Origin of the sequence: Streptomyces sp. NPDC049687 (assembly GCF_044465285.1) — a bacterium.
Classification (GTDB): Bacteria; Actinomycetota; Actinomycetes; order Streptomycetales; family Streptomycetaceae; genus Streptomyces.
The window spans coordinates 160148-182071 of sequence record NZ_JBITLN010000014.1 but is presented as its reverse complement, the minus strand read 5'-3'; the positions used below and the strand labels follow the sequence as shown (position 1 = coordinate 182071).

17 protein-coding genes are annotated in these 21924 nt (G+C 70.6%); 11 read left to right on the top strand and 6 right to left on the bottom strand.

Annotated features, from left to right (window positions below; all coding sequences use genetic code 11):
• Nucleotides 1-10: 10 nt before the first annotated feature.
• The 6 genes from ACIBVL_RS34700 (at nt 11) to ACIBVL_RS34675 (ending at nt 6177) form a co-directional block, all read left to right on the top strand.
• Nucleotides 11-568, top strand: coding sequence for an ATP-binding protein (locus ACIBVL_RS34700; protein ID WP_399103653.1), 558 nt, complete (start codon nt 11-13; stop codon nt 566-568).
• A gap of 138 nt (nt 569-706) precedes the next feature.
• Nucleotides 707-1102 carry a hypothetical protein gene (locus tag ACIBVL_RS34695; protein WP_399103651.1) on the top strand — a complete coding sequence of 132 codons (396 nt, stop codon included), beginning with the start codon at nt 707-709 and terminating at the stop codon, nt 1100-1102.
• A gap of 237 nt (nt 1103-1339) precedes the next feature.
• Nucleotides 1340-1780, top strand: a complete 441-nt coding sequence (locus ACIBVL_RS34690; protein ID WP_399103649.1) for an Ig-like domain-containing protein — start codon at nt 1340-1342, stop codon at nt 1778-1780.
• 630 nt (nt 1781-2410) lie between these two features.
• Nucleotides 2411-3217 (top strand): IPT/TIG domain-containing protein, encoded by an 807-nt coding sequence (locus ACIBVL_RS34685; RefSeq protein WP_399103647.1) that lies wholly within the window; start codon nt 2411-2413, stop codon nt 3215-3217.
• A gap of 1000 nt (nt 3218-4217) precedes the next feature.
• Complete coding sequence (locus ACIBVL_RS34680) at nt 4218-4964, top strand: IPT/TIG domain-containing protein (RefSeq protein ID WP_399103645.1); 747 nt, start codon at nt 4218-4220, stop codon at nt 4962-4964.
• A gap of 193 nt (nt 4965-5157) precedes the next feature.
• Complete coding sequence (locus ACIBVL_RS34675; RefSeq protein ID WP_399103643.1) at nt 5158-6177, top strand: IPT/TIG domain-containing protein; 1020 nt, start codon at nt 5158-5160, stop codon at nt 6175-6177.
• Nucleotides 6178-6218: 41 nt separating this feature from the next.
• Here ACIBVL_RS34675 and ACIBVL_RS34670 read toward each other — a convergent pair whose 3' ends face one another.
• The 3 genes from ACIBVL_RS34670 to ACIBVL_RS34660 form a co-directional block, all read right to left on the bottom strand.
• The gene (locus tag ACIBVL_RS34670; RefSeq protein WP_399103641.1) at nt 6219-6824 is read right to left on the bottom strand and encodes a hypothetical protein; all 606 of its coding nucleotides are present in this window, start codon (nt 6822-6824) and stop codon (nt 6219-6221) included.
• Nucleotides 6825-6979: 155 nt separating this feature from the next.
• On the bottom strand, nt 6980-7783 hold the full coding sequence (locus ACIBVL_RS34665; RefSeq protein WP_399103639.1) for an endonuclease I family protein: 804 nt from the start codon (nt 7781-7783) through the stop codon (nt 6980-6982).
• Nucleotides 7784-7985: 202 nt separating this feature from the next.
• Nucleotides 7986-10235, bottom strand: coding sequence for a glycosyltransferase family 39 protein (locus ACIBVL_RS34660; protein ID WP_399103637.1), 2250 nt, complete (start codon nt 10233-10235; stop codon nt 7986-7988).
• Nucleotides 10236-10392: 157 nt separating this feature from the next.
• On the opposite strand from ACIBVL_RS34660, the gene ACIBVL_RS34655 reads away from it, so the two are divergent.
• From ACIBVL_RS34655 to ACIBVL_RS34635, 5 genes are all read left to right on the top strand, one after another.
• Nucleotides 10393-11244 (top strand): serine hydrolase, encoded by an 852-nt coding sequence (locus ACIBVL_RS34655; protein WP_399103635.1) that lies wholly within the window; start codon nt 10393-10395, stop codon nt 11242-11244.
• Between the two features lie 57 nt (nt 11245-11301).
• Nucleotides 11302-12351 (top strand): esterase-like activity of phytase family protein, encoded by a 1050-nt coding sequence (locus tag ACIBVL_RS34650; RefSeq protein ID WP_399103633.1) that lies wholly within the window; start codon nt 11302-11304, stop codon nt 12349-12351.
• Between the two features lie 63 nt (nt 12352-12414).
• Nucleotides 12415-16134 carry an ABC transporter ATP-binding protein gene (locus ACIBVL_RS34645; RefSeq protein ID WP_399103631.1) on the top strand — a complete coding sequence of 1240 codons (3720 nt, stop codon included), beginning with the start codon at nt 12415-12417 and terminating at the stop codon, nt 16132-16134.
• Nucleotides 16135-16256: 122 nt separating this feature from the next.
• Nucleotides 16257-16661, top strand: a complete 405-nt coding sequence (locus ACIBVL_RS34640; RefSeq protein WP_399103628.1) for a hypothetical protein — start codon at nt 16257-16259, stop codon at nt 16659-16661.
• A gap of 91 nt (nt 16662-16752) precedes the next feature.
• Complete coding sequence (locus tag ACIBVL_RS34635; protein WP_399103626.1) at nt 16753-18165, top strand: S28 family serine protease; 1413 nt, start codon at nt 16753-16755, stop codon at nt 18163-18165.
• Nucleotides 18166-18241: 76 nt separating this feature from the next.
• Here ACIBVL_RS34635 and ACIBVL_RS34630 read toward each other — a convergent pair whose 3' ends face one another.
• The 3 genes from ACIBVL_RS34630 to ACIBVL_RS34620 all read right to left on the bottom strand — a co-directional run bounded on the left by ACIBVL_RS34630 (nt 18242) and on the right by ACIBVL_RS34620 (nt 21894).
• On the bottom strand, nt 18242-20026 hold the full coding sequence (locus ACIBVL_RS34630) for a glycoside hydrolase family 3 protein (RefSeq protein WP_399103624.1): 1785 nt from the start codon (nt 20024-20026) through the stop codon (nt 18242-18244).
• Nucleotides 20027-20405: 379 nt separating this feature from the next.
• Nucleotides 20406-20792 (bottom strand): VOC family protein, encoded by a 387-nt coding sequence (locus ACIBVL_RS34625; RefSeq protein WP_399103622.1) that lies wholly within the window; start codon nt 20790-20792, stop codon nt 20406-20408.
• Nucleotides 20793-20976: 184 nt separating this feature from the next.
• Nucleotides 20977-21894, bottom strand: coding sequence for a LysR family transcriptional regulator (locus tag ACIBVL_RS34620; protein WP_399103620.1), 918 nt, complete (start codon nt 21892-21894; stop codon nt 20977-20979).
• Nucleotides 21895-21924: the final 30 nt, after the last annotated feature.

Below are 21924 nucleotides of genomic sequence, written 5' to 3'. Positions count from 1 at the left end.
GGAACCGGATATGAATGAAGATAATCATCGCGCCTGTCACTCGACCGGAAGAACGTTTCCCTTCTCGCGCCCCGATTGTCGGCCGCTCGGATTGTGCAACGAGCGGTGCCCGGCCCCAGGAGAAGAGGAAAAGGAGGCGATAATTCTCCGGTTCTCGTGCACCCCTGCATCGGTTCCGGCCTCACGGCGGCACACGCGTGAATTGCTGTCGTCGTGGCAGATCGTCCCGCAGGTGATGGACACGGTGGTGCTTGTGGTCTCCGAGCTGGTCACGAATGCCGTGCAACATTCTGGTGGAAAACGGCCGCCCCACCGGGATGACCGCCCCCGGTACTTCGAGCTGGGGATGTACTTACGGGCGAAACATGTACGTGTCGAAGTCCATGACGACGAAGACCGTCTGCCGGTACACGTGGAAGCCTCCGAGTACGCGGAGGGCGGAAGAGGCATGGATATCATCCGGTTTTGCGCGCGCCGCTGGGGGGCGCGCGGACTTTGCACCGGAGGGAAGGTCGTCTGGTGCGATGTGAGCCTGGCCGACTCCTCTCCCCGCGGGAAAACACCATGACCGACCGGTCGGTTGCCCGATTCCGGTCTCCTTCGACCGGTGTCCATTGCGCCGCATCACCCCAGTGGCCTAACAGGCCGCATTCCAGAGTGTCCCCGGACATGAGGTTTCGTTCCTCAAAGCATGATTCTGCGTCCGGTGTCCCCGACTGATACTGCCGCTCTGCCCGAGGGCCGCCGGGGTGCCGTGGTCGGGACCGTGCACTGGAGCAGCGGGGACGTGATGGTCCCCGTGGCACGGTCCGAGCCGGCGGCGAAGGAGAAGGAGCAGCAGGCGCAGGTGCCACTGCTGCCGGCTTCCTCACCGCTGCCGCGCCGACAGGCCGCAGGGCCTCGCCACGCCGCCCCGCCCCAGTCCGCAGACCTGCACCTCACGCCGCTGTATGCGGCGCTCGCCTCCGAATGGGAGGCGCGGGGCGCGGTGTTGCCCGGCGCCCCGGACCCGGACTGGCGGTTCGCCTCGTGGCCCGTGATGGACGCGGAGGTCTGCAGGACCCTGAGGAACCTGCGCCTGCAACGCGCGGTTCCGGAGTAGGGGCGGCGCCGGCCGTCACGGGGTCGGTGAAGGAGTCCTCCATGAGTCCTTGAGGAGTACTTTTCATACGATCGTTGTAATCATCTGCCCCAAGCGGCCCCTCTTGCCAGGCTGCCGCCCGGTTTTACCACCGAAAGCCACTTAGCGTGAGCGCATCCAGCAACAGCCAGTAGCCGAAGATGCAAAAGGAGCTGACTCGTGGAGCGTAGGCATATCGGTGGCGGGTGGACAGGCCTCGTGACAGCAGCCCTGGTGACCGTGGTGGCTGTCGCCTCTCCGGCAGCCGCTGCCCCGTCGGCCACGAGCGTCACCGCGTTTCCCGCCGTGACTTCCGTCGGAACGTCGGTCGATCTCACCGCGACGGTCACCTGCGCGTCCGACCCGGGCGGAGGTCTGGGCGTGACGTTCTTCGACGGCGCTGAACTGCTGGACACGGTGCCCGTCGTGGCCAACGGTCAGGCCACGTACACCACCTCGTTCACCACGCCTGGCGTTCACAAGATCACTGCTGCCTACAACGGCAACGCCTCCTGCGACGCCTCCAGCAGCACGGCCTCCGTCCAGGTCTCGCCCTCACCTGCTCCACCCATCGGGTTCCCCGGCTTCTGCCTGCTCACCTGTGGGGGGCTGCTCAACTTCGTGGTCGGGAGCATCAACAACCACATCGATGTCGGCTGAACACCGAGGCCGCTCAGCGAGTTTCTGACAAAGAGAGCCGGGATCCGGTCGAGGGCCCCCGAACAGCTCGTGATGCGACATCACGGAGCTGTTCGGGGGCCCTTTTCGTATGCGCCGATAACGACGGTCCTCCTTACCGCACTTGCGCGGGAATGAAACGCCTTCATCGTCGCGCATCAGGGTGCACGCAGGTGCTCTGGAAGCTCTTTGGGGGTCGTACGACTTCGAGACCGTAGGCACCCGCCCCCCTTACGGGTGACATTCAGACAGTTCTCTTGTCATTCGCATCACCCGTATGGATCAATGGAATTACCGAGGGGCGGCCCATCCCACTCGTGGTGGCGGGCATCGCTGATGCCCGCGACCTGGCTGACGCACATCCGTAGCCCGTGCGACTGCGCCGCCGCCCATGCCGAGAGCTGCACGACAGGTCCTCGGCGGCTCTTCGAAGGCCGTCACAGGCGACCGAAGATCGTGACCTCTCGCCCGGCGCTGTGATCGTCCCACACCACACCCGGGCCATCTCCCCCTCCGGCGCGGCCGTGCCGACTCGGCACGAAGCCACGCAGGCGTCCGCGGGGAGCGGCTGACGCGCCGCGCACGACAACAACCCAGTCCAGGAGGACTCCCATGTCGGAAACCACTCTGCTCCCGATCCTGTCGCAGCCGACGCTGATCGCCGCGGTCCCCGGCTTCGGGCCGACCGCCGGCGGCAACTCCGTCCTGCTCATCGGCACCAACCTCGGCGGTGCGACCTCGGTCACCTTCGGCGGCACCCCCGCGACCATCGTCTCCCAGGACCTCTTCGGCTTCCTGCTCACCGTGATCGCACCGCCGCACGCCCCGGGCAACGTGCCCGTCGTGGTGACCACCCCGGCCGGTGCCAGCGCCCCGGCGAACTACACCTACCTGGGGCCCATCGTTCCCCCGCCCCCGACCGTCCTCGCCTTCACCCCGCCCACCGGCCCGACGACCGGCGGCACCCCCTTCACGATCGTGGGGACCAACCTCACCGGCGCGAGCGTCACCTTCGACGGCGTCCCCGCCGTCGGGGTGAACGTCGTCGCGGGCGTGGTGCTGACCGGTGTCACGCCGCCGCACGCCGCGGGCAACGTGTCCGTCGTCGTGACGACCCCCGCCGGCAGCGCCACCGTCGCCGGCGGATTCACCTACGTCGGCCCGGCACTGCCCACGGCGGTCTCCATCACCCCGTCCGTCGGCGCCGTCGTCGGTGGTACGCCGTTCGCCATCATCGGCACCAACCTCGCCGGGGCGACCGTGACCATCGGCGGTGTCCCGGCGACCGGTGTGGTCGTCGACGTCACCGGCACGGTGCTCGCAGGCGTCACCCCCGCCGGAGTGGCAGGAAACGCGGAAGTCGTCGTGACGACCCCCGCCGGCAGCGTGACCGTCGCAGGCGGATTCACCTACGTGTGATCGATGCGAGCGTGGGGCCCGGACAGCGATCGATGTCCGGGCCCCACGTGCGTCCCCTGTGGGTCCTAGATCGTCCTGGGGGAGCCCTTGAGTGCGAATTGATGCGCCTTCGTCATTCGGAATCAATGCAGGGCTTTTTCCGATGTCGACGGACGGGGTATAAGGGAATATTTTCAGTAGTTGGGCGGGTGATTCGTCCGGGAAATGCGCCCCTGGGTGCGCCCCACCGATCGGGTGACTGGAGGGAATATCCCTTGCGGCATATTCCGGGCCCTGTATCAATGGGAGGTATCCAACCGGTGGGCAGCCCAACCTCTCCGGGGGGCACGATATCCGGTCCGGCCATTACCTGCCTTGCGCGTAGGGCGGTCCAGTGTCGGGCTTGATGCCGTGATGGGCACCCCCGAGAGGAGTGGATCCCCCAGCCGGCGCCATTTCCATGGCGCCGGCTGGGCGGTTGTTGGCCGCCTGCTCGATGAGGCCCCGTCCGGTACCGCGTCGCGCCGCCGTCGCTTCAGCCGGTCATCGGGAAGGGCGCAGCGCTCTCGCCGTCCGCGCCGTCGTCACCAAGGCCGGAGTCGACGCCTCGGCCACCGCCGACCCGGTGCTCCGGCCGCCACAGAACGCCCCGGCATCGACCGCGACGGGCCCCCGACCCGGCGCAAAATCCGATGTGCGCTCCCCCGTTCGGGTGAGTCCCGGAATTGACATCTTGTCAGCGGTGCCGTCCATGTGGGTCACTTGGTACATCGAACCGGTGGGCCGCCCATCCCATCCCGGGGGAATCGTGGTAAAGGCGGCCTCTGCCGGTTTTTCCGCTGTACGCAGGAAATCCGATGCGTCCGGCAGGGCAGTCCCGTCGCCCCTCAGCTCCCACAGAGGACGACCACGACCGGCGGGACCGAATCGCCCCGTCTCCCACGGCCATAGCGCGCATTCATCGCTCGCTGGGGCCCGCCGGCTCGACATGTCCCATTCCTGTCAGCGAGGAGAAATCGTCATGCCTATCTCTCCGAACCAAGGCTCCACCGGCGGCGGCACACTCGTGACCATCACCGGTACGAACCTGTCCGGGACCAGCGCGGTGAAGTTCGGCAGCAAGTCCGCCACCAACGTCACCGTCGTCAGCCCGACCCAGGTCACCGCCGTGTCCCCGTCCGGGACCGGCACGGTGGGGGTCACCGTCACCACGCCCGGCGGGACCAGCAACCCCGTGCCGTTCTTCTACGTCGGCGCCCCGTTCAAGGGCTCACTCGGGGCCACCTCCGGGCCGTTGGCCGGCGGCAACACCATCACCCTCAACGGAGTCGGCCTGTCCACCGCAACCAGCGTCTCCTTCGGCGGGGTGACCGCGACTCCGACGGTGATCTCCGACGCCCAGCTGAGCGTCACCGTGCCGGCGGGACTGGCTGCCGGGCCGGTCGGGGTGAGCGTGACCACGGCCGGCGGGACGAACAACGGGCTGACCTACACCTACATCGAGGTTCCCGGCATCACGACCGTCGCCCCGTCCTCCGGGCCGGAGTCCGGCGGGACGAACGTGACCATCACCGGAACGAACCTCGACACCACCGACTCGGTCACCTTCGACGGTACGCCGGCGCCGTTCGCGGTGGTCAACGCCACGACGCTGTCGGTGGTCACGCCACCGGGAGTCGCGGGAGCCGTCGACGTGGTCGTCAGCAACCCGGCGGGATCCGACACCGCCGTGGGGGCCTTCACCTACGTCGCGGGCCCCGGAATCTGACGGTCGCCCGAGTCCAGCGCCCGGCCTCCAGCCGGGCGCCTGCGGGTGGGCTCAGGGTTCCGGCCGGATGCCGACGAACCTCCCCGCCCCACGCACGAGGCTGTCACCCAGGGCGCTCGTCCGCCCTGTCGGCTCTGTCGGCCTCCGAACCCAACAGGCTGAGATGTCACACCAGTTGTCATAGGAGCACTTCATGGCCCCCACGGTCAGTACCGTCAGCCCCTCACAAGGCCCCACGACCGGCGGAACGACCGTCACCATCACCGGGGCCGGTCTGACCGGTGCCACAGCCGTGCGGTTCGGCAGCACGGCGGCCTCCTCGTACACCGTGAACTCGAGCACGCAGATCACCGCCGTGACCCCGGCCCACAGCGCGGGCTCGGCACCAGTGACGGTGGTCAGCCCCACGGGCACCAGCAACTCGGTCCCCTTCACCTACGTGACGGTCGCGCTGCCGACGGTCACGGCCGTCACGCCCTCCGCCGGGCCGATGTCCGGCGGCACCACGGTCAGCGTGACCGGGACCGGGCTGACGGGCGCGACAGCGGTGAGATTCGGCGGTACGCCGGCGACGTTCACGGTCAACTCGGCGACGCTCATCACCGCCGTCACTCCCGCGGGCGGCGCCGGAGCGGCCGAGGTCGTCGTCACCACCCCGAGCGGGCAGAGCGCCGTTTCACCCGGCTCGTACTTCTTCTACGCGGCGTCCCCCGTGCTGCAGAGCGCCGTTCCCTCCCTCAGCCCCGCAGCCGGTGGCACCATCGTGACGCTGACGGGCAGTAACCTGCTCAACGCCTCCGCGGTGCTGTTCGGCGGCACCAACGCCACCTCCTACACCGTCGAGTCGTCCACACAGATCAAGGCCCAGGCACCCGCGGGCGCCGGGGCGACACAGATCACCGTCATCACGCCCGGAGGAACCAGCAACCCCCTGCCGTTCAGCTACGTCGCCGCTCCCACCCTGACCGGACTGGTCCCCACCAGCGGACCCACCTCAGCGGGCACCGTGGTCACGCTGACCGGAACGGGCTTCTCGACCGCGTCGGCCGTCCAGTTCGGCATGACCGCGGTGGGATTCACGGTGGTCTCCGACACCCAGATCACCGCGACCGTTCCGGGCGGCCCCGCAGGACCCGTGACCGTCACCGTCACCTCCGAGGGAGGGACCAGCGCGGGACTCACCTATACCCGCGTCGCAGCGCCCGCCATCTGACGACTCCCCCTCCTCCGTGGTGCTGCGAGTCGGCCAGTGGTTCAGCGGAACCAGAAGAAGATCGTGTCGTCCGTGCGCCCCAGCCGCCGCGCGGTCTCCCACTCGTCCGCCTCGAACCTCATCAGCTCGGCTAACCTCCCCGCCGTCCCCGTGAACTCCCGGTCCAGCCGGTGCAGCACCCTCTCGTACGACTCCGCCAGCGCCGCCGCCCGCTGCGCCGGCAGCACCCCGATCTGCGGCATCGCGTCGCCGGGATGCGGCAGCCGCAGCGGCGGGCCGCTGAAGAGGAAGGACACGGGCAGGACGTCCGACGGGACGCCGTGCCGGGCGAGTTCGGTGTCCAGCGCGTAGAACCAGGACGGCCGGCGCCACACCCCGAGGTCCGTGGTGTCGGAGAAGTGCGGGGCGACGGTCTCCTGGAAGGCGTACGTGTAGGCGGGGCACAGGTCCACGCTCGGCGGGTCCCCCTCGACCAGCTCCTCCAGCGCCCGGCTCACCGACACCTCCAGGTCGATGCCCTGCTCCCGCAGCCGTGCGTCGGTCTTCTCGCACCGCTCGCGCACGATGGTGTACATCCGCTCCTGTTCCCGCGTCCGCTCCACCGCCGTGAGCAGCCGGATCACGCTGCGCATGTCACCGGTGCTCATCTCCAGGCAGTAGCCCACTGGTTCGTCCTCCCCGTCCCGATCCCGGCCCTGGTCATGACCATGATCCACCACTGGCGTACGGCCCCGCACACGCCACAGGGCCCTCCCGGGAAAACCCGGGAGGGCCCTGCACCGTGCGTACCGCGCCGCCTGTCCTACCAGATCGCCTCGATCCACTCCGGGTGGTCGATGAACGGGTTGCGGTTGTGCTGGTAGGTGTCGTAGATGACCTGGTTGCGCTTCTCCTCGAAGGCGCTCGGCGGGTCCTCGTCGTTCCACTGCTTGAGAACGGAGAGCTTGCCCATGTAGGGGTTGCTGCCGTTGTTGACCTTCTCGTTGGGCTCCAGGTCGGCGAAGCCGTCGTCGCCTTCGTAGCGGACCGCCATGTAGAGGATCATGCGGGCCACGTCGCCCTTGTCGGCGTCGCGCGGCTCGAAGGAGTCGGAGTCGACGAGGCTGCCGCCCCCGTTCGTGACCGTGCTGCCGCCGTTGTCGAAGTCCAGGTTTCCGCGGATGCTGTTGACCTGTACGTCCGCGGGGCGCAGGTGGTGCAGATCCGTGCCGGGACCGGTCACCTCGCCGAAGTCGCCGTGGGACTTGGCCCACACGTGCTCGCGGTTCCAGTCACCGACGTCGCCGCCGTTGAGGGACTTGCTGCGCGAGACACCGCTGTACAGCAGGATGACGTTGCTGCTGTTGTTCGGGTCCTGGTCGGTGACCTTCAGCGCGTTCCAGACCGCGGAGTACGAGATCTTCGTGACGTTGGCGCTGATGATCGTGTGCAGCGACGACTTCAGGCTCGTACCCGTCTTGCCGACCGCGTTCTTGTAGTACGTCGAGTCGTACGCCGTCGTGGTCGCCGCGGCGGGGGTCGCGGTGAGCGCGGGCGCGGTGAGGCCGGCCAGGACGGCGGCGGTGGCCAGCGCCACCGACTTCCATCGGCGTGTGCGTGTCGCCATGTGGGGTGTCCGATCTACGCGGGTTGAATGGAGGCGGCAATCGGGAGAGTGACATGCACATGCGGTCATGGCAATGAATCCGACATGTCGATCGGATGACGGGAACCGGCAAACCGCCCCTTGTCCACGCGAGTCGATGTGCCGACGGCCCACGGAAAACGGCCCCTGACAGGAGAGTCGGGGGCCGTTGGGGCTGTTCCGTTCAGCTCACGTCGGACGGGTCCAGCCGGTAGACGGTGGACGTGCCGACCTGGGAGGAGGTGTCCGACTCGGAGGCCTCGGCGGACTCACTCGACGCGGAGCCGTACTCGCTCGCCTTCACCGCCGTCCCGTTCTGCCGCACCCAGTCGGTCAGCTCCTGGTTCTGGACGTTGTCGCCACCCATGCCCATGCCGCCGCCGAGCTGGATGTAGTGCAGTTCCCCCTTCTTCACCAGCTCCTTGAGCTTGGCCAGGGTCATCGCGTTGTCGGACCCGGTGAAGCCGAACATGGAGATGACGGGCTTGCCGGTGCTCAGGATCATCTGACCGGCGCTCTGCGAGTTGGACACCGCGATCAGCCACTTGGCGCCGTCCTGGTGCTTCTCCAGGTACGAGACGAGCTGGCTGTCGGCGCCGCCCATACCGCCACCGGGTCCGCCGCCCGTCCCGCCGCCCGAAGCCGTGCCGTTCTCGCCGCCGCCCGGGAACTCCCCGCCGGTGCCGCCCGGTTGGCCGCCCTGGCCACTCGGCGCACCGCTGGGAGCACCGCCGCCCTGGGGCAGTTCCCCGGTGCCGCCGCCGGGGAACTCCCCGCCCGTCTGGCCACCCTGTCGCGTACCGCCCGGCATCTGACCGCCGGGTCCGCCGTCGCCGCCCCCGAAGCCGCCCCGGCCGCCACCGCCGCCGGGACCACCCATGCCGCTCCCGGTGGACGGGCCCGCGGTGGGGTTGGTGCCGCCCATGCCGCCACCGGCGGAGGAACCGAACGCGGGAGACGCGGCGTACGCCGTCGGACCCGCGAGGGCCGCCACGATCGCCGCGGCGACGGACACGCCGAGCAGCCGGAGCCGGGTGCCCGAGCTCGCGGACCGCAGGACGAACAGGCCCACGATCGCGAGGACCATGACCAGGCCGATGACCGGCCACAGCCAGGTGTTCCAGCCGGTGGCCCGGCGCAGCAGCACGATCGCCCAGACACCGGTCACGGCCAGCCCGGCGGGCAGCACCCACGACCAGCGCGCGTCACCGCCGCGGAAGGCCCGCCACAGCATGACTCCGCCGCCACCGCACAGCGCCGCGACGCCCGGGGCGAGCGCGGTCGTGTAGTACGGGTGCATGGTGCCCTCGGCCAGGGCGAAGGTCAGGTAGTGCAGCAGGGTCCAGCCGCCCCACAGCACCAGCGCGGCACGGGTGAGGTCGGTGCGCGGGGCGCGCCCGCACAGCACCAGGCCGGCCACGAGCGCGATGCCCGCGAAGGGGATCAGCCAGGAGATCTGACCGCCGAGGACGTCGTTGAACATCCGGCCGATGCCCGCGGTCCCGGCGAAGGTGCCGCCTCCGCCGCCCCCGCCTCCGCCGCCCCCGCCGTTGCCCTCGCCGCCGAGGACCCGGCCGAGGCCGTTGTAGCCCATGATCAGGTCCCAGGCGCTGCCGTCGGTCGAACCGCCGATGTAGGGGCGGTCGTCGGCGGGCACCAGGGACACGGCCGCGGCCCACCAGAAGCTGGAGACGGCCAGCGCCACGGCGGCCGGCACCAGGTGCACGACCTTCTTCCTCCAGCCCTGCCTCGACGCGTACACGTACACGGCGAAGACGGCGGGAAGGGCGATGTAGCCCTGGAGCATCTTGGTGTTGAAGGCGAGCCCGAAGCACACCGCGGAGCCGATGAGCGGCAGCAGCTTCTCGTCCCGCGTGGCCCGCAGGGCGAGGGCCGCGCCGGCCACCATCAGCAGCACCAGGACGGTGTCGGGGTTGTTGTCGCGGTTGATGGCGACGGTGATCGGCGTCAGCGCGAGCACGAGCGCCGCGACGGCGGCCGCCGCGTGCCCGAAGGCCCGCTTCACCGAGGAGTGCAGGATCCAGATCGTGCCCAGCGCCGCCGCGATCTCCGGCGCCATCATCTGCCAGGTGCCGAAGCCGAGGATCCGGCAGGACAGTCCCATGATCATGAGGGCGAACGGCGGCTTGTCGACGGTGATGAAGTTCCCGGCGTCGAGTGAGCCGAAGAACCACGCCTCCCAGCTCTTCGTACCGCTGTAGATGGCGGCGCTGTAGAAGCTGTTGAGGCTGTTGCCCGACAGGTTCCAGCCGTAGAGCACCGCCGCCAGGACCAGGATCGCGATCAGCGCGGGCAGCGACCAGCGCGGCGCCCTGTCGGGTGGCGGAGCGAGGGGAGCCGCGTCGGACGGGGCCGGCGGCAACCAGTCGGGGGAGACGGTCGAGTGGGGGAGCGGATCGGTGGCTGATGTCACCCTGCGCATGCTGTACGGCGGTTGTGGGTGGTCGCTGTGGTGAAGCTGGCCGACGCCTGTGAAGACGCACAGGGAGTCGTAACGCGTTGACCAGGCTTTGCCCAATACCCCAGGGCGGTCGTACAACCTTTCACCCGAACCGATGAGTCAACTACGCATGACTCGGACCCCTGCACGCAGGAGAGGACTGGTCGCCACGGCACTCGGCACCGGTGTCCTCATAACCGGCGTGGCCGCCGCCGCACCCGCCTCGGCCGCCACCCCCACCGTCAGCTGTACGTCCAGCAAGGCCGCGCTGGCCACCAAGTTGAAGAACGACATCACGGCCGCCCTCGCCAACCGCAAGGGCACGATCGCGGTCGGGCTCTACGACCGCAGCACCAACACCACCTGCACCCTGCGGGCCTCCACCGCCTACGACTCGGCGAGCGTCGTCAAGGTGACCGTCCTGGCCACGCTGCTGTGGGACGCGCAGAAGACGAACCGCGCGCTGACCAGCCGTGAGAAGTCGCTCGCCACCGCCATGATCACCAAGTCGGACAACGCCTCCACCTCCACCCTGTGGAAGCAGCTCGGCATGACGAAGATCAAGGGTTTCCTGGCGGCCGCCCGGATGACCCAGACCAAGCCCGGCGCGAACGGCTACTGGGGCCTGACCCAGATCACGGTCACCGACGAGCAGAAGCTGCTCAAGCTGCTGACCGCGCACAACACGGTCCTCACGGACGACTCGCGCTACTACATCCGCAAGCTGATGAGCCAGGTCATCTCCTCGCAGCGCTGGGGCACCCCCTACGGCAGGCCCGCCGACGTCACCTGGCACGTCAAGAACGGCTGGCTGTCGCGCGCCACGTACGGCTGGCGCGTGCACAGCGTCGGCACCTTCAAGGGCGGCGGCCACGACTACGTGATGACCGTCCTCACGCACGGCAACAGCACGATGAACTACGGCATCACGACCATCCAGGGTGTCGCCAAGGTCATCCACAGGGACCTGGCCGCCTCCTGAGCAAGCCTTTACGCGCCGGCCCACCGCATGTCACCGGTCCGCCCTACGGTGACACCCATGCGCCTGCGAACCGTACTCGCCACCCTCACCGCCGGCCTGGCGGCGGCCGCCTGTCTGACCGCCGCCGGCCCCGCGAACGCCGACCCCCGGGTGAACAACGCCTGTTCACCCACCGTCTCCCTCGACGGCTTCTCCGACGCCCTCGACAAGACGACGTACGACGGCACCTTCGTCGGCAACTTCTCCGCCCTCGCCCTGGACCGGGACGGCTCCCTCGCCGCCCTCTCCGACCGCTCCGCCCTCTTCGGCCTGGACGCGCGAACCCTCGCGCCCAAGTCGGTCGTCCCGCTCGCCGACGAGAACGGCGCCGCGCTCGACAGCGAGGGCCTCGTCGTCGACGGCGACGGCACCCGCCTGATCACCTCCGAGACCGAGCCGTCCGTCCGCCGCTACAGCGCCGACGGCAGGATCCTCGACCGCCTCCCGGTCCCGCCCTCACTCCTCGTCGCCCCCGCCGGACGCGCCACCACCAACCAGACCTTCGAGGGCCTGACCCTGTTCCCCGGCGGCCGTACCCTCCTCGCGTCGATGGAGTACGCGATCTCCGGTGACACCGCCGGCATCGTCCGCTTCCAGACCTGGACCCGGACCAAGGGCGCCCCCTTCCGTCTCGCCGCCCAGTACGCCTACCGCACCGACACCGGCCTCGGCGTCCCCGAGGTCCAGGCCCTCCCCGACGGCCGCCTCCTCGTCCTGGAACGCGGCTTCACCACGGGCGTGGGCAACACGGTCCGCCTCTACCTCGCCGACCCCCGCCACGCGACGGACACCGGCACCATCGACACCCTCACGGGCCGGCCGGACGTACACCTGATCAGGAAGACCCTCCTCACCGACCTCGTGACCTGCCCGTCACTGGGAGCGACCGCGAAGCAGCCCCAGCCGAACCCGCTGCTCGACAACATCGAGGGCATGGTGGTGACGGGGTCCTCGAAGGGCCGCCTGAAGGTCCTGCTGGTGAGCGACGACAACCAGAACGCGGTCCAGACGACCCGGTTCTACTTTCTGCGCGTGAGGGTCGCGACCCCGAGTGTCGCGGCGGGATGAAATCCGCCGCTGTCGACGTTGGTGCCTTCCGGTAGAGCAGGCCGAAAATCGGAAGGCACCGGCGTGACGCAGCAGCAGGGATGGGCACGGCGACTGACGGGATACGCCTGGCGGTACCCCAAGGACGTCGTCCTCGCCCTCGGTTCGAGTCTCGCCGGCATGGCCGTCATGGCGGTCGTCCCCCTGATCACCAAGGTGATCATCGACGACGTCATCGGCGACCACACCCGCGACATGGCGCCCTGGGCGGCCGCACTGGTCGTGGCCGCCCTCCTCGTGTACGCCCTCACCTACGTCCGCCGCTACTACGGCGGCCGCCTCGCCCTCGACGTGCAGCACGACCTGCGCACGGACATGTTCGGGACGATCACCCGGCTCGACGGCCGCCGCCAGGACGAGCTGTCCACGGGCCAGGTCGTCGGCCGCGCCACGAGCGACCTCCAGCTCATCCAGGGCCTTCTCTTCATGCTCCCGATGACCGTGGGCAACTTCGCCCTCTTCCTGATCTCCCTCGTGGTGATGGCCTGGCTGTCCGTCCCACTCACCCTGGTCGCCCTCGCCGTCGCCCCCGCCCTCGCCTGGATCGCGAAGCGCTCCCGCACCAAGCTGCACCCCGCCACCTGGTACGCGCAGGCCCAGGCGGCGGCCGTCGCGGGCGTGGTCGACGGGGCCGTCAGCGGCGTACGCGTGGTGAAGGGCTTCGGGCAGGAGGACCAGGAGACGGGCAAGCTCCGCGAGGTGGGCCGCCGCCTGTTCGCGGGACGCCTGCGCACGATCCGCCTGAACTCGAAGTACACCCCCGCCCTCCAGGCCGTCCCCGCCCTCGGCCAGGTGGCGATGCTGGCGCTGGGCGGCTGGCTCGCCGTGCGCGGCCACATCACCCTCGGCACGTTCGTCGCCTTCTCCACCTACCTCGCGCAGCTCGTCGGCCCGGTCCGCATGCTCGCGGTGGTCCTCACCGTCGGCCAGCAGGCCCGCGCCGGCACCGAGCGCGTCCTGGAGCTGATCGACACCGAGCCGTCCATGACCGACGGCACCAAGGAGCTCCCGGCCGACGCCCCCGCGACCGTCGAGTTCGACGACGTCTCCTTCGGCTACGACGCCGACCACCCCGTCCTCGACGGGCTGAGCTTCGAGATCCGGCCCGGCGAGACCCTCGCGGTGGTCGGCTCCTCCGGCTCCGGCAAGTCGACGGTCTCCCTGCTCCTCCCGCGCTTCTACGACGTCACCCGGGGCGCCGTCCTGGTCGGCGGCCACGACGTCCGCGAGCTGACCCACGACTCGCTGCGGGCCGCGATCGGCCTGGTCCCCGAGGACTCCTTCCTCTTCTCCGACACGGTCCGCAACAACATCGCGTACGGCCGTCCCGACGCGACCGACGAGCAGATCCTGGCCGCCGCCCGCGCCGCCCAGGCCGACCGTTTCGTCGCCGAGCTGCCCGAGGGCTACGACACGAAGGTCGGCGAGCACGGACTGACCCTCTCCGGCGGCCAGCGCCAGCGCGTCGCCCTCGCCCGCGCGATCCTCACCGACCCCCGTCTGCTGGTCCTGGACGACGCCACCTCAGCCGTGGACGCCGCCGTCGAGCACGAGATCCACGAGGCCCTCAAGCAGGTCATGGAGGGCCGCACCACCCTCCTGATCGCCCACCGCCGCTCCACCCTCAACCTCGCCGACCGCATCGCCGTCCTCGACGCCGGCCGTCTCGCCGACCTCGGCACCCACGAGGAGCTCCAGGAGCGCTCTGCCCTCTACCGCCGCCTGCTCACCGACCCGGACGAGCTGGGCGGCGTCTCGCCCGGCCACGCCCAGCCCCAGGCCACCGCCGAGGACACCTCCGTGCGGGAGGAACTGGACGCCGAGTTCGACGCCGAGCGCGGCGTCACGCCACGGCTGTGGACCGGCGACCGTGAGCCGAAGGACACCGCTCTGGCGGGCATGCCGGCCACCCCCGAGCTTCTCGCCCAGGTGGAGGCGCTCCCGCCGGCCACCGACACCCCGGAGGTCGACGAGTCCCGCGCGGTCACCCCCGAGGAGTCCTACGGTCTGCGCCGGCTGCTGCGGGGCTTCAGCGCCCCGCTCCTCCTCAGCCTCGGCCTGGTCGCCGTCGACGCCGGCATGGGCCTGCTGCTGCCGATCATGATCCGGCACGGCATCGACGACGGCGTCACCCGGATGGCGCTCGGCGCGGTCTGGACGGCCTCGCTGCTCGCCCTGGTCGCCGTCGCCGTCCAGTGGGCGGCGCAGACGGGCGAGATCCGGATGACCGGCCGCACCGGCGAGCGCGTCCTCTACACCCTCCGTCTGAAGATCTTCGCCCAGCTCCAGCGCCTCGGACTCGACTACTACGAGCGGGAGCTGACCGGCCGGATCATGACGAGGATGACCACGGACGTGGACGCCCTCTCGACGTTCCTCCAGACCGGCCTGGTCACGGCCTTCGTCTCGGTTGTCACGTTCTTCGGCATCATGGCCGCCCTGCTGGTGATCGACGTACAGCTGGCCCTGGTCGTCTTCGCGACCCTGCCCCCGCTGATCATCGCCACGTACTTCTTCCGCAAGGCGAGCGTGAAGGCGTACGAGCTGGCCCGCGAGCGGGTGTCGGTGGTCAACGCGGACCTCCAGGAGTCCGTCTCCGGGCTGCGGATCGTGCAGGCCTTCCGGCGCGAGCGGGACGGCGGGGCGCGGTTCGCGGAGCGCAGCGACAGCTACCGCCGGGCGCGGATCCGGGGCCAGTGGCTGATCTCGGTCTACTTCCCCTTCGTCCAGCTCCTGTCGTCGGTGGCCGCCGCTGCGGTCCTGATCGCGGGCGCGGGACGGATCGACGAGGCGACCCTGACGACCGGCGCCCTGGTGGCGTATCTCCTCTACATCGACCTTTTCTTCGCCCCGGTCCAGCAGCTCTCCCAGGTCTTCGACGGCTACCAGCAGGCCACGGTGTCGCTGGGCCGCATCCAGGAGCTGCTCCAGGAGCCGACGTCCACGAAGACGGCCGACGAGCCCCTCGAAGTCCTCTCCCTGCGCGGCGAGATCGCCTTCGAGGACGTGCACTTCGCGTACGGCGAGGAGGAAGAGGCCCTCGGCGGCATCGACCTGCGCGTTCCCGCCGGCCAGACGGTCGCCTTCGTCGGCGAGACGGGCGCCGGCAAGTCCACCCTGGTCAAGCTGGTGGCCCGGTTCTACGACCCGACGTCCGGCCGGGTGACGGTCGACGGCACGGACCTGCGGTCCCTGGACCTCACCTCGTACCGCCACCGTCTCGGTGTCGTCCCGCAGGAGGCGTACCTCTTCCCCGGCACGGTCCGCGACGCCATCGCCTACGGCCGCCCGGACGCCACCGACGCCGAGGTGGAGGCGGCGGCACGGGCGGTCGGCGCCCACGAGATGATCGCGACCCTCGACGGCGGCTACCTCCACGAGGTGGCCGAGCGTGGCCGCAACCTGTCGGCGGGTCAGCGCCAGCTGATCGCCCTGGCCCGCGCGGAGCTGGTGGACCCGGACGTCCTGCTCCTCGACGAGGCGACAGCGGCCCTGGACCTCGCGACGGAGGCCCAGGTCAACCAGGCCACCGACCGTCTGGCGGGCCGCCGCACGACACTCGTCGTGGCCCACCGCCTGACGACGGCGGCCCGCGCCGACCGGGTGGTGGTCATGGACCACGGCCGGGTGGCGGAGGACGGCACGCACGACGAACTCCTCGCCCTCGGCGGACGCTACGCCCGTCTGTGGCGGACCTTCGTCGGGGCGGCCGAACCGGAGGAGCCGGTCGGCGTGTCCCGCTGACGAGCCGGTCGGCGCGTCCGCGTGACGGCCGTGCAACCATCCGACATATGTCCTGCGTCCGTACATCTGTACGGGAATCCCGTACGGGTCGCATACGGCGAGCGTGGGGAGGGGTCGGGACCATGGGCGGAGACGCGCGGGGTGGGCGGGGTGCGCTGCGGCGGCTGGCGGTCGGCATGGCCGTACTGACCACCTCCGGGATGCTGGCGCTCGCGGCGCCGGGCGACGCCCAGGCGGCGTCCTCCCTCTGCGCGGGCCGGAAGGTGCGCACGCTGTCGTTCTCCACCGGATCCGTGCGGGTCTACAAGAGCGGCGACTGGATCTGTGCCTACACCGTCCAGCGCAATCCCGGGCCGCAGCGGCGGATATCGGTCAGCGTGCAGGCGCGCGGCCACGTGCCCGTGCGGAAGACGCGCAAGCACGCCCGCACCTCCCTGCCGGTGCGCGTGTACGCCGGACACCGCTGTGTGTGGGTGAGGGGCTCGGTGGGACGGGGCTCGGTCAGCTCCGGCTGGATCCTCTGCTGAGTCTGCCTCCCGCCAACGCCCTCTGGTGCGACGGGTGTTGCCCCGGATAGCTTCCGGTGCACATCTGTCTCACAGGGAAGGGTGCACGCGCATGCGCAAGGCGCTCAGATGGCTGCTGGCGCTCACCGTGCTCATAGGCACGCTGAGTACGGCGGGAGCGGCGACCGCCGCCGAGCCGGGGGCCACGGACATCAAGGACCAGCTTCTCGCGATCCCGGGCATGAGCCTGATCCAGGAGAAGCCGTACCCCGGCTACCGCTACTTCGTCCTGAACTACACACAGCCGGTGGATCACCGGCACCCCTCCGCGGGCACCTTCCAGCAGCGCATCACCGTGCTGCACAAGGACGTCAGCCGCCCCACGGTCTTCTACACCGGCGGCTACAACGTCTCCACCACCCCCAGCCGCCGTGAACCGACCCAGATCGTCGACGGCAACCAGGTCTCCATGGAGTACCGCTTCTTCACCCCGTCCCGTCCCGCCCCGGCCGACTGGTCCAAGCTGGACATCTGGCAGGCGGCGAGCGACCAGCACCGCATCTTCGGGGCGCTGAAGAAGATCTACACCAAGAACTGGATCTCGACCGGCGGCTCCAAGGGCGGCATGACCGCGACGTACTACGAGCGCTTCTACCCTCATGACATGGACGGCGTGGTGGCCTACGTCGCCCCCAACGACGTCGTGAACGACGAGGACTCGGCGTACGACCGCTTCTTCACCACCGTCGGCACCAAGGAGTGCCGCGACCGTCTGAACGCGGTGCAGCGCGAGGCACTGGTGCGCCGCGAGCCGCTGGAGAAGAAGTACGAGGCGTACGCGGCCGAGAACGGCTACACCTTCACCACGATCGGCAGCCTGGACCGCGCCTACGAGGCGGTGGTCCTGGACTACGTCTGGGGCTTCTGGCAGTACAGCCTGCTGACGGACTGCGACACGATCCCGGCGGACGCGGCCACCGCCACCGACGACGAGATCTGGACGTCGGTCGACACGATCTCCGGCTTCTCCTTCTACACGGACCAGGGCCTGGAGCCGTACACCCCGTACTACTACCAGGCGGGCACCCAACTCGGCGCCCCCACCATCCACTTCCCGCACATCGAGAAGAAGTACATCCGCTACGGCTACCAGCCCCCGCGCAACTTCGTCCCCCGCGACATCACGATGTGCTTCCAGCCGCGGGCGATGCGGGACGTCGACACGTGGGTGAGGCACAACGCCCGCCACATGCTCTTCGTCTACGGCCAGAACGACCCCTGGGGCGCGGAACGCTTCCGCCTCGGCAAGGGCGCCAAGGACTCGTACGTCTTCACGGCCCCCGGCCTCAACCACGGCGCGAACGTCGCCGGCCTCACCGCCGACGAGAAGTCCCTGGCCACAGCCCGGATCCTGGAGTGGGCGGGCGTCTCCTCCACCGCCGTGGCCCAGGCGAAGCCGCTGGCCAGGTTCGACTCGAAGCTGGACGTACGGGACGTGGAGCGGGAGCCCGCGCTGCGACCGTGAGCATGCCGTCCCGGAGGGCCGTGGACGCCGGGCAGTTCGTCGGGCGTCCACGGCCTTCACCGCTTCGAAACACGCCCTAGTAACGCAGGCCATGGCCGACGGGGTACAGCACCCGGACCGGGTCGTCCGCCCGCTGTACCGGCACCGGAAGCCGCCCCCGGGGCCGTACCGTCCCGGCGATCACCCGGGCGGCGGCGCGCAGTTCGGGGTCGGACCAGGAGTAGGTGGCCAGGCAGGCCCGTGCGGAGGGGAGGTGGGCCACGTCGTACGGGTTGCGGACGGCCACCGCCACCACCGGCCGGCCGGTCGCCGCCAGCCGGTCCACGAGTGTGCGCTGCGGGCTCGCGGCGGTGACGTTGTACGTCGTCACCACGACCGCGTCGGCCGCGCCCGCCGCCGTCACCGCCCGCGCGATGGTCTCGGGCGAGGGGTCGGTGCCCGTGGACAGGGCGGTCGCCGTGAAGCCGAGCGCGGTGAGGGCGGCGGCCAGGACGCCGGTGGGCGGGCCCGTGGTGCCGGAGGGGGAGGCCGGGTCGGAGCCCAGGACCAGGAGCCGGGGGTGGGCGCGGGGGGAGAGGGGCAGCAGCGGGCCTTCGTCGACCAGCAGGGTCGTCGTCCGCTCGGCGATCCGGTCGGCCTCCGCGAGGTGCTCGGGCCGGCCGACCACGCGGTCGACGGCGACCGGGTCGACGTACGGCTCGTCGAGCAGCCCCAGTTTCTCCTTCAGCCGCAGGATCCGCAGCACCGAGGTGTCGAGCCGCTCCTCGCCGAGTTCCCCGTCCCGTACGGCGCCCAGGACCGCGTTCCAGGCGACGGCGAGGTCGGGCGGGTCGAGGAGCTGGTCCACGCCGGCCGCGAGGGCGAGCACCGGCACCCGGTCGTCGCCGTACTTGGCGCGGACGCCCGCCATGCCGAGGGCGTCGGTGACCACGACCCCGTCGTAGCCGAGGTGTTCACGCAGGATGCCGGTGAGGATGGGGCGGGAGAGGGTGGCCGGGTCGCCCGAGGCGTCGAGAGCGGGGACCAGGAGGTGCCCGGTCATGATCGAGTCGATCCCGGCCGCGATCGCCGCCCGGAAGGGTACGGCGTCCAGCGCCTCCCACACCTCACGGCTGTGGGTGATGACCGGGAAGCCGGTGTGGCTGTCGACGGCCGTGTCGCCGTGCCCGGGGAAGTGCTTGGCGGTCGCCGCGACCCCGGCCGCCTGGTAGCCCCTGACCTCCTCGGCGACCAGGGCGGCCACCGCCTCCGGATCGGCGCCGAAGGACCGGACGCCGATGACCGGGTTGGCGGGGTTGACGTTCACGTCGGCCACGGGGGAGTAGTCCTGCCGGACACCCATGGCCCGCAGTTCGCGTCCCGCGATCAGGCCGAGGGTGTGCGCGTCCCGGCCGGATCCACCGGCCCCGAGGGCCATCGCGCCGGGGAAGAGGGTGGCCGGTCCGCCGATCCGGCAGACGATGCCGTGTTCCTGGTCGGTGGCGATCAGCACGGGCAGGCCGCGCGGCTGCTGGAGGGAGGCCTGCTGGATGCCGTTGGAGAGGTCGGCGATCTGGTGCGGGTCCCGGGTGTTGTGCGCCCAGGCGAAGTAGACGATGCCGCCCGGCCGGTAACGGGCGATCAACTCGGCGGCCGTCCGCACGCCGAGCTCTTTGACGTTGGCGTCGATGTCGGCCTGGTCGGGGGTGGTCGCCGAGTGGCCGTGAACCCGGAGGACGAAGAGCTGGCCGACCTTCTCCTCCAGGCTCATCCGGGACAGCAGGGCGCGTGGGCGCCGGTCGTCCGCATGGGCCGTGCCGCCGACCGCGAGGGCCGCGGTGACGCCCGCGCCGGCGGCGAGGACGGTGCGTCTGGAGGGCATGTGCGCTCCTTCCGGAAGGGGGTCCGGTGGGGAGAGGTGGGGGACCGGTGTCCGACGGCAGAGGTCGGGAACCCGGTGGCGCGCACGCTACCCGCGACGGGGCCGCCATCGGCGCATTGGAGGGGGCGCGCCGATGGCGGCATGACCGTCGGCCGCGGTGCGGCGGAGAGGGTGGGTCAGCGATCGCAGCCGGCGGCGAGGGCCGACACCGCACCGAGGAGACTCTTCCGACGGCTTGCGGGTTGGACGAGCGGGGTGGGGACCGGGTTCCCGGTGACCGACGGATACCCGAAAGTCGGGGCGTGGGAGGTGGCGGGGGCGCGGGAACCCGGGTGGGACGGGATCCGACCGACGGCGGGTGGGCGGTTCTTGAGCCGCTCTACTCGCTGTGCACGATCTGGATCAGGTTGCCGCAGGTGTCGTCCAGAACCGCGGTGGTCACCGTGCCCATCTCCAGCGGCTCCTGGGTGAAGCGCACCCCGAGCTCGCGCAGCCGGTCGAACTCCGCGTGCACGTCGTCCACGGCGAAGGAGGTCGCCGGGATGCCGTCCCGGACCAGCGCCGCCTTGTACGGCTTCACCGCGGGATGGCCGGAGGGTTCGAGCAGCAGTTCGGTCCCGCCGGGATCCTCCGGCGAGACCACGGTCAGCCACCGGTCCTCGCCCAGCGGGACGTCGTGCTTCTTCACGAAGCCCAGCACGTCGGTGTAGAAGCGCAGGGCCTTCTCCTGGTCGTCGACGAAGACACTGGACAGATGGATCCTCATGGCGTGCTCTCCGGTGTATCGGGCCTGAGTCATCGGCTCGCGATGCGCTCCAGGGTTCGGTCTTCGGGTCGTGGAACCTGTCGCGGCCGTGGCGCCGCGAAAGGACCATGGGATGACATCGGCGGCGGCCGCTCCTTCCATGAGCGTGGGCTCGGTGGCCGGCGGGCGGGCCCTGCGGCGCCGGTCAGGCCGGGTCCCGTTCCGACACTCCCGGCCACCGCTCCCGCAGGACCCGTACCGTCTCCGCGATCGCCGGGCGGCGGGCCGCGCCCTCGCGCCACAGTGCGTACAGCCGGCGTACGGGCATCGGGTCGAGCGGGACCTCCACCACCCCCGGCGGCAGCGGGCCCCGGCCGAGCCGGGGGATGAGGGCGACGCCCAGGCCCGCCGCGACCAGGGCGACGAGGGTCGGGTTCTCCTCGGCGGTGTGGACGACGTCCGGCTCGTGCCCCGCCGCGCGCAGGGTGCGGACCAGCCAGTCGTGGCAGACCCGGCCGGGTGGCTGGCAGATCCATCGTTCGCCGCCCAGCTCCTCCCGCCGGACCGCCGTACGGCCCGCGAAGGGGTGGCCGGCCGGGACCAGCAGGTCGCACAGGTCGTCGCCGATCACCGCGTGCTCCACCCCCGCCGGAGCCGGCAGCGGCGCGATGTCCCAGTCGTGGGCGACGGCCAGATCCACCGCGCCCTTGGCGACCAGGTCGACGGACAGGTGGGGGTCGACCTCGCTGAGCCGGGCGTCCAGGGCCGGGTGGGCGCGGGCCAGCTCGGCGAGGGTGGCGGGCAGCAGCCCACGCGCCGCCGACGCGAACGCGGCGATGTTCAGCCGCCCGGCCGGCACCCCGCGCCGCTCCTCCAGCTCGGTCTCGGCACGCTCGACGATCTCCAGCAACTCCTTGGCCGCATAGGCGAGTTGGAGCGCCTCGTCGGTGAGGCGAACGCCTCGGCCCTCCCGCTCCAGGAGCACGGTCCTCGTCTCCCGCTCCAGCTTGGCGATCTGCTGGGACACGGCGGAGGGGGTGTAGCCGAGCGCGGCGGCCGCGGCGCCGACGGTGCCGTGGACGGAGACGGCGTGCAGGGCGCGCAGGCGCTGGAGATCGAGCACGGAAACTCCCGGAGAAGTAGCGTTGCTTCA